Genomic DNA, 11,814 nt, shown 5'->3' with positions numbered 1-11,814 from the left:
GTCAGCATCGCCGAGGTGGCGTTGTAGTTGACCCGCTCCTGCCGCGTCCACGCCTCCGTGCGGGCCGCGAGCGCCAGGTTGTAGACCTTGCGCACGCATCCGAACGTGCGCGACAGCTCAGCTGCCTGCACATCGGTCGGATAGAAGCGGTATTTGAACGCCCGCTTCACGTGATTCGCGGCCATGCTCACAAACTAATGAGCCCACACGTAAAGATCAAATCTGCTGGTCAGAGCACTGCGATCCGCCCCGGCGGCGAATCGCAGCCCTTGCCCTGCTCCGCAGGAGTCCATTTCCTCTCCGCCCTGAAGGGCGGAGTTATCCACGGAGGAATCAGATGACGACCGCACCTCACCGCAGGTTCTCGGCCCGCAGCAACCGAGCCGAAGCCGAGTTCGACGGACCGTTTGAGGACGTGCCCCCGCAGAGCCCCGATGCCCCGAAGCTCGCGCTCCGGGCAGATGCCTGGGCAGCGCACATCGGCGGTGTGCAGGCAGCACGTTGAGCGAAGAACCCGTCTTCATCCGGAGCAAGTTGGGAACCAGCCGGTACGTCTACAACCACCGCAACCCGGTTGGTCTCGCACTCATCATCCTCACGCCGCTTGTCGCGCTCGGCGTGCTGTTCGGTATGCAGGCCGAGTCGACGTGGAGTGAGGGCGAACTCCGCGACGCCGTCCGCAAGGGCGTCCAAGATCTAGGCGGCAAACGGCACTACACAAGCCTGGAGGGCGACCACGGCTTCCTGATCGCGGAGGCGATCCGGGAGAGCGGCATCGGGCCAGGGCACGGCGTCGACACGCGTGAAGAGGAGGGTGCAGGCTACACGGTCAGCACTGAGGACACCGAGACGGAGTACTGCGTCCGCATCACGCTGACCCTGGACGAGCAGCCCCCCGTAGTCTTCCCGGGGGCCGAGGACCGGCCGCCCCCCGACCCGGGGATGCTCGCGTTCTACCTCTCCCACGCGACCTTCAGCAAGGGCTCTTGCCACTGACCTGGTGATCCTTCTGAAGCCCCTGCTGCGGGCGATGGCGCGCAAACCGTCGATACAGCCGCCGGCCCCGTGACGCCGCCTTCAACGTCTGGGCGGCCGCGCTCGGTCATCATCATGCCGATCGCCGCACCGAGCCCGAGCGGCTCGCGCCCGTCCCGCCGCACCACGGCGGTGCTGCGCCGCTTGGGCTTCTTCGTCCGGGCGGCGCTGTTCTTCTTCGCCGCCTCCCGGGCCGCGACCAGAGCCTGGCGGGCGAGGTCGCCGCCGCTCAGCTCGGTCATGCGATCACCGCCCCGGTGGCGTTGTTGTTCAGCGGACGTGCAGCGAGCCCGGGCAGCCGGTCCGTCCAGGGCGCGGCGACCAGTCCGGTCTCCACGATCACCGCCTCGGTCCGGCGCCGGTAGCCGCACGCCTCGCTCAGCCCGGACGACCGCTCCTGCCCGCAGTCCTCGCACGGCAGGGCCTGCCGGGCCGCGTCGGCGGCGGCCGCGGCCGCGCGTTCTGTCTCCGCCCGCTCCTGGGCCGCCGCGCGGGCGGCATCGCGGCGGGCCTGCTGTTCGCGGGCCTGCTCGCGCCGCCACACGAATCCTCCGCCTCGATGGCCGCCTCCTCGCGCAGCCGCTCCTCGAGGACGCTCCGGCGCTCGCCGTCGGACAGGCCGGGCAGCTCCCGGTCGACCTCCGCGCCGATCCGGGCCCGGCGGGCGCGGCGGGTGTGGATTACGTTCTGGCAGTTCTCGCATCCGGTCCCGGTGTCCAGCCGGATTCCGTCGTCGCAGCGCCGGTCCGAGCAAAACGGCCGCTGGACCAGGCCCCGCCCGATCAGCCACCCGTGCGGAGGCGCTGCCGGGGAATGTCGGGTTCGTCCACCAGCATCGTGGGCCCGGCGCTGGCGATGTCTCGGCGCGGCAGGGGCGTGCTGGGGTTCCAGTCTCCTCACCGAACCGCCGTCTCTGCGCATTGTCCGGGACGGCATCGGGCCTGGGCTCGTACTCGGCGCAGCCCCAGGGCCATAGGCGCCGATCAGCAGGGAAGAAGGCGACAGGTCAGCTCTTGTCGGGTTCGCCGAGGGTCCAGCCGCTGACCGCCGAGATGGAGCCGCGCCGGGCCGGCAGGGCGTAGGTGGTTCGTCCGGAGCGGTATGTCACGTCCCGCAGGTGAAGGAAGCGGTGGTCGATGTCGCGGGGGCGTCGGCGTTTCTCGGCGGCCTCGTCCAGGTGCGCGACCGCGTGGCGTACGACTCGGCGCAGGGTGTCGTCGTGGTTGCCGAGCTGACGCAGGTGCAGGCGTTCCCAGGTGTCGGTGGAGACCAGGGTGCCGGTCACCAGCGCGCCGCCCAGGGCCAGGGGCACCACGATGTCCCGAGCCTCGATGTCCTCGTGTTCCGCGCCCAGGCGCAATATCTCCAGGTACGGGTCGATCCGGGTCTCCGGCTGGAGCAGCATCCTCAGGGCCGGCTGGACCGCATCTCTCCACGACAACGCACTGCTCCCGGTGTGTCGAACAACTTGGGCCAAGTGTGTCCTGCTCGTGTCCCGGCTATGCGCCGCCCCGCCCTCCACTCCGGGAATGCGGGGCGGCTTGCTGTGAGCCGATATCCCCGCCGCGTGATTCGACAGGGGCATCGGCCCCCGTGCACCTGGCTGCGCCCTCGGCGACGGGACCCGCCGGAACATCCCCGCCCGCAGGAAACCCGCTCCGCGCAGTCGACGCGCTCTTCGAGCGAGGGTGGCCCGCATCTCTGAAAGGTAAGCGCGGGATACTGGCGGCATGTCCCGAATCAATGGCCGCAAGCTCGGCGTGTGGAGCCTCCGTCTCGACGCCGCATACTGCCTTGTTCTTGGCGTGTTCGTCGCGGTGACCGCACCGCAGATCGTGACCGTTGTCGAGCTCCCGCTGCCGCTCCTGTTCGCGACTGGAGTCGTCGTGGCGATCTGGTCGGGCCTCGTCCTTTGGATGGTCTCCCGGCTCCAGATCCGTCTGGCACTGAAGCTCGTCATGGGCGTGAACATCGTCGCCACGGCGCTGATCGCAGCCGCATCCCTCACTGCAGCTACCTCGGTGATCGTCATCGCTGTGCTCGCGATTGCCCTGGAGGTCGCGCTCTTCGCCGTGAGTCAGGCGATCGCAATCCGCACGTTGAACTCTCCGCAGGGCCTTCCAACCGTCGCATAGACGCGCGAAAAGCCGGCCCCGGTTCGGGTAGTTCGAACCGGGGCCGGCTTTTGCGTCCCTCAACGTTCCTGGAAAGCTGTTCCCGAAGACGTGTTGCCTCGACCACTGAACTCGTGGCCCGGGGCCGCCGATTCACGCCGTCTTTCCCAGAACTGCCGGAGCCGCGTTCTCGCAGGGCGCTGTCCCGACCCTCTCGGCACGAGCCCACCACAGGGCAGCCCGGATGCTGTCTTCGAGGGTGCCGTCGGGCCGGGTGCGGCGCTGCCGGGCAAGGGCCTGGGTCCGGAGGATTTCCTCCTGGGCGGCGATCTCGGTGAGCGCCTCTTCGGGTTCGCGGCGTTGGCGGAGGGCCGCAGTCTGGCGGTCGGCGGCTTCGCGGATGAGGGGTGTGAGTCCCACCTGCCGCGGTCGACGAGGAAAACCGTCCCGTGTCGAAGGCGACGCGTACGACGTCGGCACCCTCAGCCGCGTGGTCGACGCGGGGCATGGCTCTGACGTCCGCGACCTCGCGGGCTTGTTCCACGTGGTGTCATCACCTGCCGGTGACCTTGGCGTCCGCCGAGGCGCCCGCGCCGTTCTTCGTCCCGGTCAGCCTCACCTTCTCCCTCACCAGCCGGGGCAGAACGCACCGCTCGGCCAGCCGCATCACCGGCACCAGCCCGGCATGCGCGATCAGGTTCGCGTCATCGAAGGCAGCGGAGACCGCCGCCCGCGTGTGGGAAGCCTGCATCTCGGAAGTGCCTTGCTGATTGTGCGTGCCGGAAGCCTGAAGAACTCCCATCATCGCAGGTCACAAGGCACTTCTTCGTTTTCCGGGACGTTATCCACAAGGCGCGGGTCGGTGGATCGAGGCCAAGGAGGTCTCCCTGTGGACAGAGATCAATGCTGTGGGCTCGACTCGGCAAGGAATCCGAACACCTGATCTAATGAATGGGTGACGCCCTTCTTGTTCCCCGACGCCGCCGTCATCATCTGGCCAGCCGGGTGATCCGAAGGAAACGACCTAGCCGCGCAGGTCACTGACACCGTGACCGGCGCCGAGCCGGCGGACAAGGGTCACGGCCTCGTCGGTTCTCCCCGCGCCGCAGGTGCGGAGGATGTCGGCGAGGCCGGGATGGTCGGCTTCGAGGAGGGCCGCGGCTGCCAGGATCTCCGCAGCGCCGGCACGGGAGTTGAGCAGATCGCGCAACCTTAGAGCGAAGCGCGTGTCCAGATCCTGGGCCGGGCCGTGGGCGGGGGGCGGGGCCGGCCGGGAAGGAGCGGGCTGGGGCGAGGCGGCGCCCAGTGAGTCCTGGCCGGGGGTTCGACTGGCCCGGATGGTCTCCAGCGTCTCGCGCGCGGTGGCGGCCGGCACGGCGCCGGTACGGACGTCGTGGGCGAGGTGGAGCACCGCCGAGAGGCGGGCTGCGGCGTCGGGGTTGGCGATCCGGGCGCGCTGAGCGCTCATGACGAGGCTGAGCATGGCCGGCGAGACCCCGAGGATCTCCGCGAGGCCGGACTGGGTCACCGCGAACAGGGTGCACAGGTCACGGCAGAGTTCACCGAGCGGAGCGCCGTACCACTGGCGCTGGAGCTCTTGGTTGCGCGTCGTGGCGGCCTTGTCCATGGGTACACGCTAGCAGTTTTTACACTTGTCAAAAATCGTTTTCATGTGTCAATCTCCTTCCGGAAGCTCGACCCACCCCCAATTGACGGGAAGTCATCGTGTCCTGGAAGCGCACCACTTCGCTCGCCGTTGTCGCCGCCCTCGCCGCCTTCGGCCTGACCGCCTGCGGCAGCGACGACGCCGCCCCCAAGAACTCCGACAAGCCCGCTGCCGCCACCGCCGCTTCGGACGCCACCGCCTCCGGCGATACGGGCGCCTCTTCCAACGCCGGCCCCGCCGACGTAAAGGCCCCGGACGACCTGCCCGCCGGCCTGCCGCTGCCGAAGGGGGAGCTCACCTCCGTGACGGGAGGCAAGGGCGCGTACGTCCTCACGTACCGCACGGACGACCCCGAGGCCACGCTCGACGCCTACCGGTCCGCCCTCGAAGGCGCCCAGTACACCGTGGTCGACATCGGCGGCACGTTCACCGCGACCTCGGGCATGACCGCCGTACAGATCACCACCACCGCCGACACCGTGATCCTGACGCTCGCCGGCGCCTGACGCCGTTGATCCCGTGCGCCGGTACGCTACGGCGCATGGAAGCAGGGGGGATGCTCGCCGACCGTTACCGGTTGCTCGCACCGATCGCGCGCGGCGCCCAAGGCACGGTCTGGCGGGCCGTGGACACGCATCACAGCAGGGACGTGGCGGTGAAGGTCACCGGCGGCGCCGACGTCGAGTCGCTGCTGCGGCTGGTGTGCGAGCAATCGATACGCCTCGGGCACCCCCATGTCCTCGCCCCCGTCGACTGGTTCGTCCGCGACGGCGAGGCCTGGCTGGTGCTGCCCCTGGTCCGCGGCGGCACGCTCGCCGGGCTTCTCGCGGACTACGGTGAACTGCCGCCCGCCGTCGGCCTGCTCCTCGCCGAACAGATCCTGGACGCGCTCGTCGCGGTGCACGCCGCCGGCCTCGTGCACCGCGACGTCAAGCCCTCGAACATCCTCCTCGCCGCGACCGGGGCCGCCCGCCCCCACGCCTACCTCAGCGACTTCGGCATCGCCCGCGTCCTGCCCCACCTCCAGCTCACCGCACCCGCGTACATCGCGGGCACACCCGACTACCTCGCCCCCGAGATCCGTGCCGGAGCCGACAGCTCACCCGCCCAGGACATCTACGCCGCCGGGCTCGTACTGCGCGCCCTGGGCGCCCCACCGGCACTGCTCGCCGCCATGACCGCAGAGCGGCCCGAGCACCGGCCCACCGCCGCGGCGGCCCTCGACGCGATCACCGCCGCCCGCATCGCCCACGGAACCGAACACTGGCCCCTGCAGTGGCAGGACGAGCCCTTCCTCATCGCTGACCAACTCGGCGACGCGCCCCTTCCCGTCACCGACCGGTCCCCCCACCGCCGACGCTCCTGGGTGGCCCTCGGCGTCGGCGCCGCGTTGCTGGCGGGCCTCGCCGCGACCGCGGCGTTGACCAGCGGCAGCCCCGACCAGCCGGGCGCCCCCGGGGGGAGCCGTCCGCCGACCGCCCCCGCCCGCACCGTCCCCGCCGACGCCGAGCGCGGCCCCGCCGACCCCGAAGGGCCCACCGCCTTCAGCACCTGTTCTGCGGACCAGGATTACAGCGTCGCCTTCAGCCCCGAGGCCTACGCCCTGGTGTGCACGCACATCCCCGGCACACGCCGCTACGCATGGCAACCGATCACTCCCGAGGACTGACCCCGATCGCGCGGATCGCGCCGACGGGCCATCCGCCGCCCAGCCCATGCCCGGCCGGTCCGCGGAGAAACTTGCCCACGCCATCGAGCGCCGGGGTCGGACGACAAGCTCAGGCAAGTGGCGGCAGGCGCACGTCGGAGACCAGAGCGACATCGGCGCTGATCCGTTCGGCTGCGGCGCGCAGGGCGGGCAGGACGGTCCTGCGGGCCTCGTCGGCGGAGGTGCGGCCGGCATGAAGGGAGACGTTGGCCGCGGCGATCACCTGCCCGTCGCGTCCCAGGAGCGGGACGGCGATCGAGCGCAGGCCCTCCTCCAACTCCTGGTCCACCAGTGCGAAGCCGTCGTGCGCCGCCCGCTCCAGCACGACGGAGAGACGGTCCGCGCTGGTGACGGTGTGGTCGGTGAACGGCTTGAGGTGGGCGTCGCGCAGCCACCGGGCGCGGCGCTCGTTCGGGAGTCCGGCGAGCAGCACCCGGCCGAGAGAGGTCGCGTGCGCGGGGAAGCGCGTACCGATCGTGATCGCCACGCTCATGATCCGTCCGGCCGCGACGCGGGCGATGTAGCGCACGTCGTCGCCGTCCAGCACGGCGACCGAGGCGGACTCGTGCAACTCGCGGACCAGCGTGGTCAGGTGGGGCTGCGCCAGCTCCGCGAGCGAGAGCGCGGACAGGGGCGAGTAACCGAGGTCGAGTGCCCGGGGCAGCGGGGCGAACCGACGGCCGTCCGCGTTGGTGGCGACGTATCCGAGGTGCTGCAGTGTCAGCAGTGAGCGCCGGGCCGTGGCGCGGGGCAGGGCGGTGGCCTCGGCCACGGCGGAGAGCGTCATTCCGGCCGGGCGGTCGAGAACGGCCAGCACGGACAGGCCCCGGGCCAGCGACTGCAGGTACTCCGGCCCCAACTCCCGCTTGGCATCCAGGGAATGGTCCCGGTCCGGGACCCGGGCCGGTGGCCTGACGCCCGGTTCGGTGAGCGCGCGGCTCATCCGCTCGGCCGTGTTCCGCATCCGGTCCAGGGCGAAGTCGAGCAGTCCCCGCGCCGAATGGCGGCTGGTGTGGCTGACGACGCTCAACGCGCAGACCACGCGCCCCTCCAGGTCGTGCACGGGGACGGCGACGGCGACCAGGCCGGGTTCGATCCGCTGGTCGTCGAGCGCCCAGCCGTTCTCGCGCGACTCGGCCGCGCGGGCCCGCAGCTCCGCCTCGGTCGGCCGGGCCCGCGGCCTGGGGCGCGGCACGGCCGGGAAGCCCGCGTCGTGCGGGTCGGCCTGGGCCCGGGCCTGCCACCGCGCGTACTGCCGGGCGTCCCAGTCGGCGGCGAAGAGTTCGCCGGGGGCGCAGCGCTCGGCGGGCAGCGCGTCGCCCACGCGGAAGGAGACGGAGAGCGTGCGCCGGCGGTTGCTCTGCACGACGAAGCGCACCGCGTCGCCGTCGGGGACGGCCAGTGAGACGGACTCGTCCAGTTCGTCGGCGAGCGCCTCGGCCAGCGGCCCGAGCGCCTCGGGGATGCCGCTGCTGTGCAGATAGGCGAGGCCGAGCTCGATCAGCCGGGGTGCGAGCACCAGTTCCCGGTCGTCCTCGCGCAGGTACCCGAGCCGGACCAGGGTGGTCGCGATCCGGTCGACGGGCGAGCGGGCCAGGCCGGTCAGGGTGACCAGTTCGCTGGGCCGCAACCGTGCGTTGGGCGCCTGGGCGAGCGCGCGCAGGACGGCGAGTCCGCGTTCGAGCGGCCCGACGGACGAGTCGGCGGTGGTCGGTGGCATGGGTCCCTCCTCGGCTTCGCACCGTACCTCCGTCCGGTGCCCTTGCGGCGCTCCGATCGTGGACGGGGCCTTGACAGGCGCAGTGGCTGGATCGACACTCACTGCACGCGGAATGTGAAGGATAGTTCATTAGGCGAACGCGCGGTTTGGGGCAGGCCGCCGCGAGGCCGACGAGAACAAAGGCGAAGACATGGACAAGGTGGTGCGATCGGCCGACGAGGCCGTGGCCGACATCGGTCACGGCTCATCGCTGGCCGTAGGCGGTTTCGGGCTGAGCGGCGTCCCGGACGTACTCATCCGGGCCCTGCACCGGCAGGGCGCCGGGGGCCTGAGCCTGGTCTCCAACAACTGCGGCGTGGACGGCGGTGGGCTGGGCATCCTGCTCGCGGCCGACCGGATCGTGCGGGTCACCGGCTCGTACGTGGGTGAGAACAAGGAGTTCTCCCGCCGCTACCTCTCCGGTGAGCTGGAGCTGGAGCTCACTCCGCAGGGCACGCTGGCCGAGCGGTTGCGGGCGGGGGGCGCGGGCATCCCCGCCTTCTTCACCCCCGCCGGCGTCGGCACCCTGGTCGCCGAGGGCGGGCTGCCGTGGCGCTACCACGCGGACGGCGGCGTCGCGGTGGCCTCGCCCGCCAAGGAGGTGCGCGAGTACGACGGCCGCGCATACGTCCTGGAGCGCGGCATCACGACCGACTTCGCGCTGGTGCGCGCCGTGAAGGGCGACCGGCACGGCAACCTCGTCTTCGGCAAGGCCTCGCGCAACTTCAACCCGCTCGCCGCGATGGCGGGCCGGATCACGATCGCCGAGGTGGAGGAGCTGGTCGAGCCCGGCGCGATCGACCCGGACGAGGTGCACCTGCCCGGTGTGTTCGTGCGGCGGGTGGTGGAGCTGACGCCGGAACAGGCCGCGGCCAAGGGGATCGAGAAGAAGACCGTGAGCGAGACGGGAGCGACGGCCCGATGAGCTGGACCCGAGACGAGATGGCCGCCCGAGCCGCCCGTGAACTGCCCGACGGCGCCTACGTCAACCTCGGCATCGGCCTGCCGACGCTGATCCCGAACCACCTGCCCGAAGGCGTCGACGTGGTGCTGCAGTCCGAGAACGGCATCCTCGGCGTCGGCCCCTACCCGACCGAGGACCGGGTCGACCCCGACCTGATCAACGCGGGCAAGGAGACCGTCACCGTCGTGCCCGGCGCGGCCTTCTTCGACTCCGCCCTCTCCTTCGGCATGATCCGCGGCGGCCACATCGACGTCGCCGTGCTGGGCGCGATGCAGGTCTCCGCCCGCGGTGACCTGGCGAACTGGGCCGTCCCCGGCAAGATGATCAAGGGCATGGGCGGCGCGATGGACCTGGTCCACGGCGCCCGCAAGGTCATCGTCGTGATGGAACACACCGCCAAGGACGGCAGCGCGAAGATCGTCGCCGACTGCACCCTGCCGCTGACCGGCCGTCGCTGCGTCGACCGTGTCATCACCGACCTCGGCGTCCTCGACGTCACCGGGGACGGGCTGCGCCTGGTCGAGCTCGCCCCCGGCGTCACGGCCGACAAGCTGCGAGAACGCACCGCCGCCGAAGTTCTGCCCGCGAAGGAGCACTGAGCATGTCCGAGCGGATCAACGACGTCTACGTGGTCGATGCCGTGCGCACCCCCTTCGGCAGGTACGCCGGGGCCCTGTCGGGCGTCCGCCCGGACGACCTGGCCGCCCGCGTGATCGCGGCACTGCTGGCGCGCACCCCGCGCCTGGACCCCGCCCGGATCGGCGACGTCGTGCTCGGCAACGCCAACGGCGCGGGCGAGGAGAACCGCAACGTCGCCCGGATGGCCGTACTGCTGGCCGGACTGCCCGTCGGCGTGCCCGGCGTGACCGTCAACCGGCTCTGCGGCTCGGGTCTGGAGGCGGTGATCCAGGCGGTGCGCGCCATCCGCGTCGGCGACGCGGACATCGTCGTCGCCGGCGGCGTGGAGTCCATGAGCCGAGCCCCCTGGGTTCTGCCCAAGCCCGAGCGCGGCTTCCCCGCCGGGCACCAGGAGCTCCACTCGACGACGCTCGGCTGGCGGATGGTCAACCGGCTCATGCCGACCGAGTGGACCATACCGCTGGGCGAGAGCGCCGAGCTGATCGCCGCCAAGCACGCGATCAGCCGTGAGGAGCAGGACCTCTTCGCGCTCGCCAGCCACGAGAAGGCATCGCGCGCCTGGCGGGACGGCCTGCTCGACGCCGAGATCGTCCCGGTCGACGGGGTGGACCTGCCGCGCGACGAGTGCGTCCGCGACGGTGGCACGCCCGATTCGATGGCACGTCTGAAGCCCGCCTTCCTCCCCGACGGCACGGTGACCGCCGGCAACGCCTCCCCGCTCAACGACGGCGCCGCGGCCCTGCTCCTGGTCGGCGAGCACGCGCTGGCCGAACTCGGCCGCGAACCGCTGGCACGGATCCGCGCGGGCGCGGTCAGCGCGATCGAGCCCCAGTGGTTCGGCCTCGGACCGGTCGAGGCCGGCCGCCGCGCCCTGGAACGGGCCGGGCTCGGCTTCGACGACCTGCTCACCGTGGAGCTGAACGAGGCGTTCGCCGCCCAGGCCCTGGGCTGCCTCGCGGAACTGCCCGAGCTGGACCCGGCCAAGGTCAACCCGCGCGGCGGCGCGCTCGCCGTCGGCCACCCCCTCGGGGCCTCCGGCGCCCGCCTCGTCGGCTCCGTCGCCCACCAGCTCGCCGCCCACGGCACGGGCGCCGGGCTCGCCACGCTGTGCATCGGTGTCGGGCAGGGCCTCGCCCTCGTACTCGAACGCTGAACCGTAGAAAGGACAAGGAGATGAGCCGGCTCATCGAGCAAAGCGTGATCGACGCCGAGATGGCGGCGGTCCGGACGGACGGCGGCGTCCACCCGTCCCGTTCCTACGCCCCCTACCGCAGCACGCTGCTGCGCCACCCCACCCAACCGCTGGTCGCGGTCGAGGACCCGGAGGCGGTCGAGCTGACCGGCCCGGTCTTCGGACACACCGACGTGACCGCGCTGGACGGCGATCTGACACGCCAGCACCCCGGCGAGCCGCTGGGCGAGCGCATCACCGTCACCGGCCGGGTGCTCGACCGCGACGGGCGCCCCGTGCGCGGCCAACTCGTCGAGATCTGGCAGGCCAACGCCTCCGGTCGCTACGCCCACCAGCGCGACCAGCACCCGGCGCCGCTCGACCCCAACTTCACCGGCGTCGGACGCTGCCTGACGGATGACCAGGGCGGATACGCGTTCACCACCATCAAGCCGGGTGCGTACCCGTGGCGCAACCACCTCAACGCCTGGCGGCCGGCTCATATCCACTTCTCGCTCTTCGGCACCGCGTTCACCCAGCGCCTGATCACCCAGATGTACTTCCCGGGCGATCCGCTCTTCGCCCACGACCCGATCTACCAGTCCATCACCGACCCCGCGGCCCGCGAGCGGCTGATCGCCGCATACGTCCACGAGCTGTCCCGGCCCGAATGGTCGCTGGGTTACCGCTTCGACATCGTCCTCGACGGCCCCGGAGCCACGTGGACCGAGCAGCAGGAGGACGAGGACCGGTGAGCA

Annotated in this window: 17 protein-coding genes; 9 read left to right on the top strand and 8 right to left on the bottom strand. The window is 71.4% G+C overall.

Annotated features, from left to right (window positions below):
- The coding region (locus tag ACFYXM_RS13220; protein ID WP_389289099.1) for a helix-turn-helix domain-containing protein at nt 1-185 on the bottom strand (185 nt) is incomplete at its 3' end.
- Nucleotides 186-337: 152 nt separating this feature from the next.
- On the opposite strand from ACFYXM_RS13220, the gene ACFYXM_RS13215 reads away from it, so the two are divergent.
- Together ACFYXM_RS13215 and ACFYXM_RS13210 are read left to right on the top strand one after the other, a co-directional pair.
- Complete coding sequence (locus ACFYXM_RS13215; RefSeq protein WP_389289098.1) at nt 338-505, top strand: hypothetical protein; 168 nt, start codon at nt 338-340, stop codon at nt 503-505.
- Nucleotides 502-996 carry a hypothetical protein gene (locus ACFYXM_RS13210; protein WP_389289097.1) on the top strand — a complete coding sequence of 165 codons (495 nt, stop codon included), beginning with the start codon at nt 502-504 and terminating at the stop codon, nt 994-996. The genes ACFYXM_RS13215 and ACFYXM_RS13210 overlap by 4 nt, the downstream gene beginning before the upstream one ends.
- On the opposite strand, the gene ACFYXM_RS13205 is transcribed toward ACFYXM_RS13210, so the two are convergent.
- The 3 genes from ACFYXM_RS13205 to ACFYXM_RS13195 all read right to left on the bottom strand — a co-directional run bounded on the left by ACFYXM_RS13205 (nt 954) and on the right by ACFYXM_RS13195 (nt 2,476).
- Complete coding sequence (locus ACFYXM_RS13205; protein WP_389289096.1) at nt 954-1,277, bottom strand: hypothetical protein; 324 nt, start codon at nt 1,275-1,277, stop codon at nt 954-956. The genes ACFYXM_RS13210 and ACFYXM_RS13205 overlap by 43 nt on opposite strands.
- A complete protein-coding gene (locus tag ACFYXM_RS13200; RefSeq protein WP_389289095.1) occupies nt 1,274-1,579 on the bottom strand; it encodes a hypothetical protein in 306 nt (101 codons plus the stop codon). The genes ACFYXM_RS13205 and ACFYXM_RS13200 overlap by 4 nt, the downstream gene beginning before the upstream one ends.
- A 462-nt stretch (nt 1,580-2,041) precedes the next feature.
- Nucleotides 2,042-2,476 carry a hypothetical protein gene (locus ACFYXM_RS13195; protein WP_389289094.1) on the bottom strand — a complete coding sequence of 145 codons (435 nt, stop codon included), beginning with the start codon at nt 2,474-2,476 and terminating at the stop codon, nt 2,042-2,044.
- A gap of 289 nt (nt 2,477-2,765) precedes the next feature.
- Here ACFYXM_RS13195 and ACFYXM_RS13190 point away from each other — a divergent pair, with 289 nt between their 5' ends.
- Nucleotides 2,766-3,170, top strand: a complete 405-nt coding sequence (locus ACFYXM_RS13190) for a hypothetical protein (RefSeq protein WP_389289093.1) — start codon at nt 2,766-2,768, stop codon at nt 3,168-3,170.
- Nucleotides 3,171-3,302: 132 nt separating this feature from the next.
- Here ACFYXM_RS13190 and ACFYXM_RS13185 read toward each other — a convergent pair whose 3' ends face one another.
- The 3 genes from ACFYXM_RS13185 to ACFYXM_RS13175 all read right to left on the bottom strand — a co-directional run bounded on the left by ACFYXM_RS13185 (nt 3,303) and on the right by ACFYXM_RS13175 (nt 4,776).
- Nucleotides 3,303-3,569, bottom strand: coding sequence for a hypothetical protein (locus ACFYXM_RS13185; RefSeq protein WP_389289092.1), 267 nt, complete (start codon nt 3,567-3,569; stop codon nt 3,303-3,305).
- Nucleotides 3,570-3,702: 133 nt separating this feature from the next.
- Nucleotides 3,703-3,900, bottom strand: a complete 198-nt coding sequence (locus ACFYXM_RS13180; RefSeq protein WP_389289091.1) for a hypothetical protein — start codon at nt 3,898-3,900, stop codon at nt 3,703-3,705.
- 273 nt (nt 3,901-4,173) lie between these two features.
- Nucleotides 4,174-4,776, bottom strand: a complete 603-nt coding sequence (locus tag ACFYXM_RS13175) for a DNA-binding protein (protein WP_389289090.1) — start codon at nt 4,774-4,776, stop codon at nt 4,174-4,176.
- A 98-nt stretch (nt 4,777-4,874) separates the two neighbouring features.
- Between ACFYXM_RS13175 and ACFYXM_RS13170 the strand changes: the two genes are divergently transcribed.
- On the top strand, nt 4,875-5,321 hold the full coding sequence (locus tag ACFYXM_RS13170; protein ID WP_389289088.1) for a hypothetical protein: 447 nt from the start codon (nt 4,875-4,877) through the stop codon (nt 5,319-5,321).
- 35 nt (nt 5,322-5,356) lie between these two features.
- Entirely contained in the window at nt 5,357-6,484 is a 1,128-nt protein-coding gene (locus tag ACFYXM_RS13165) for a serine/threonine-protein kinase (protein ID WP_389289087.1), read from the top strand.
- 109 nt (nt 6,485-6,593) lie between these two features.
- On the opposite strand, the gene ACFYXM_RS13160 is transcribed toward ACFYXM_RS13165, so the two are convergent.
- Nucleotides 6,594-8,243, bottom strand: coding sequence for an IclR family transcriptional regulator C-terminal domain-containing protein (locus ACFYXM_RS13160; protein ID WP_389289086.1), 1,650 nt, complete (start codon nt 8,241-8,243; stop codon nt 6,594-6,596).
- Nucleotides 8,244-8,433: 190 nt separating this feature from the next.
- Between ACFYXM_RS13160 and ACFYXM_RS13155 the strand changes: the two genes are divergently transcribed.
- From ACFYXM_RS13155 to pcaH, 4 genes are read left to right on the top strand one after another with little or no spacing between them, the layout of a single operon-like run.
- Nucleotides 8,434-9,207, top strand: coding sequence for a CoA transferase subunit A (locus tag ACFYXM_RS13155; RefSeq protein WP_389289085.1), 774 nt, complete (start codon nt 8,434-8,436; stop codon nt 9,205-9,207).
- The gene (locus tag ACFYXM_RS13150; protein ID WP_389289084.1) at nt 9,204-9,845 is read left to right on the top strand and encodes a CoA transferase subunit B; all 642 of its coding nucleotides are present in this window, start codon (nt 9,204-9,206) and stop codon (nt 9,843-9,845) included. The genes ACFYXM_RS13155 and ACFYXM_RS13150 overlap by 4 nt, the downstream gene beginning before the upstream one ends.
- Before the next feature lie 2 nt (nt 9,846-9,847).
- A complete protein-coding gene (locus ACFYXM_RS13145) occupies nt 9,848-11,038 on the top strand; it encodes a thiolase family protein (protein WP_389289083.1) in 1,191 nt (396 codons plus the stop codon).
- 59 nt (nt 11,039-11,097) lie between these two features.
- Complete coding sequence (gene pcaH / locus ACFYXM_RS13140; protein WP_389289112.1) at nt 11,098-11,811, top strand: protocatechuate 3,4-dioxygenase subunit beta; 714 nt, start codon at nt 11,098-11,100, stop codon at nt 11,809-11,811.
- Nucleotides 11,812-11,814: the final 3 nt, after the last annotated feature.

This window comes from Streptomyces sp. NPDC002476 (assembly GCF_042889785.1).
Taxonomy (GTDB): Bacteria; Actinomycetota; Actinomycetes; order Streptomycetales; family Streptomycetaceae; genus Streptomyces.
This window is presented reverse-complemented; position numbering and strand designations above follow the sequence as displayed.

Coding starts and splice junctions, on each gene's coding strand:
- ACFYXM_RS13215 (WP_389289098.1), top strand. CDS start 338: ATGACGACCGCACCTCACCGCAGGTTCTCGGCCCGCAGCAACCGAGCC.
- ACFYXM_RS13205 (WP_389289096.1), bottom strand. CDS start 1,277: ATGACCGAGCTGAGCGGCGGCGACCTCGCCCGCCAGGCTCTGGTCGCG.
- ACFYXM_RS13190 (WP_389289093.1), top strand. CDS start 2,766: ATGTCCCGAATCAATGGCCGCAAGCTCGGCGTGTGGAGCCTCCGTCTC.
- ACFYXM_RS13180 (WP_389289091.1), bottom strand. CDS start 3,900: ATGCAGGCTTCCCACACGCGGGCGGCGGTCTCCGCTGCCTTCGATGAC.
- ACFYXM_RS13175 (WP_389289090.1), bottom strand. CDS start 4,776: ATGGACAAGGCCGCCACGACGCGCAACCAAGAGCTCCAGCGCCAGTGG.
- ACFYXM_RS13165 (WP_389289087.1), top strand. CDS start 5,357: ATGGAAGCAGGGGGGATGCTCGCCGACCGTTACCGGTTGCTCGCACCG.
- ACFYXM_RS13160 (WP_389289086.1), bottom strand. CDS start 8,243: ATGCCACCGACCACCGCCGACTCGTCCGTCGGGCCGCTCGAACGCGGA.
- ACFYXM_RS13155 (WP_389289085.1), top strand. CDS start 8,434: ATGGACAAGGTGGTGCGATCGGCCGACGAGGCCGTGGCCGACATCGGT.
- ACFYXM_RS13150 (WP_389289084.1), top strand. CDS start 9,204: ATGAGCTGGACCCGAGACGAGATGGCCGCCCGAGCCGCCCGTGAACTG.
- ACFYXM_RS13145 (WP_389289083.1), top strand. CDS start 9,848: ATGTCCGAGCGGATCAACGACGTCTACGTGGTCGATGCCGTGCGCACC.
- pcaH (WP_389289112.1), top strand. CDS start 11,098: ATGGCGGCGGTCCGGACGGACGGCGGCGTCCACCCGTCCCGTTCCTAC.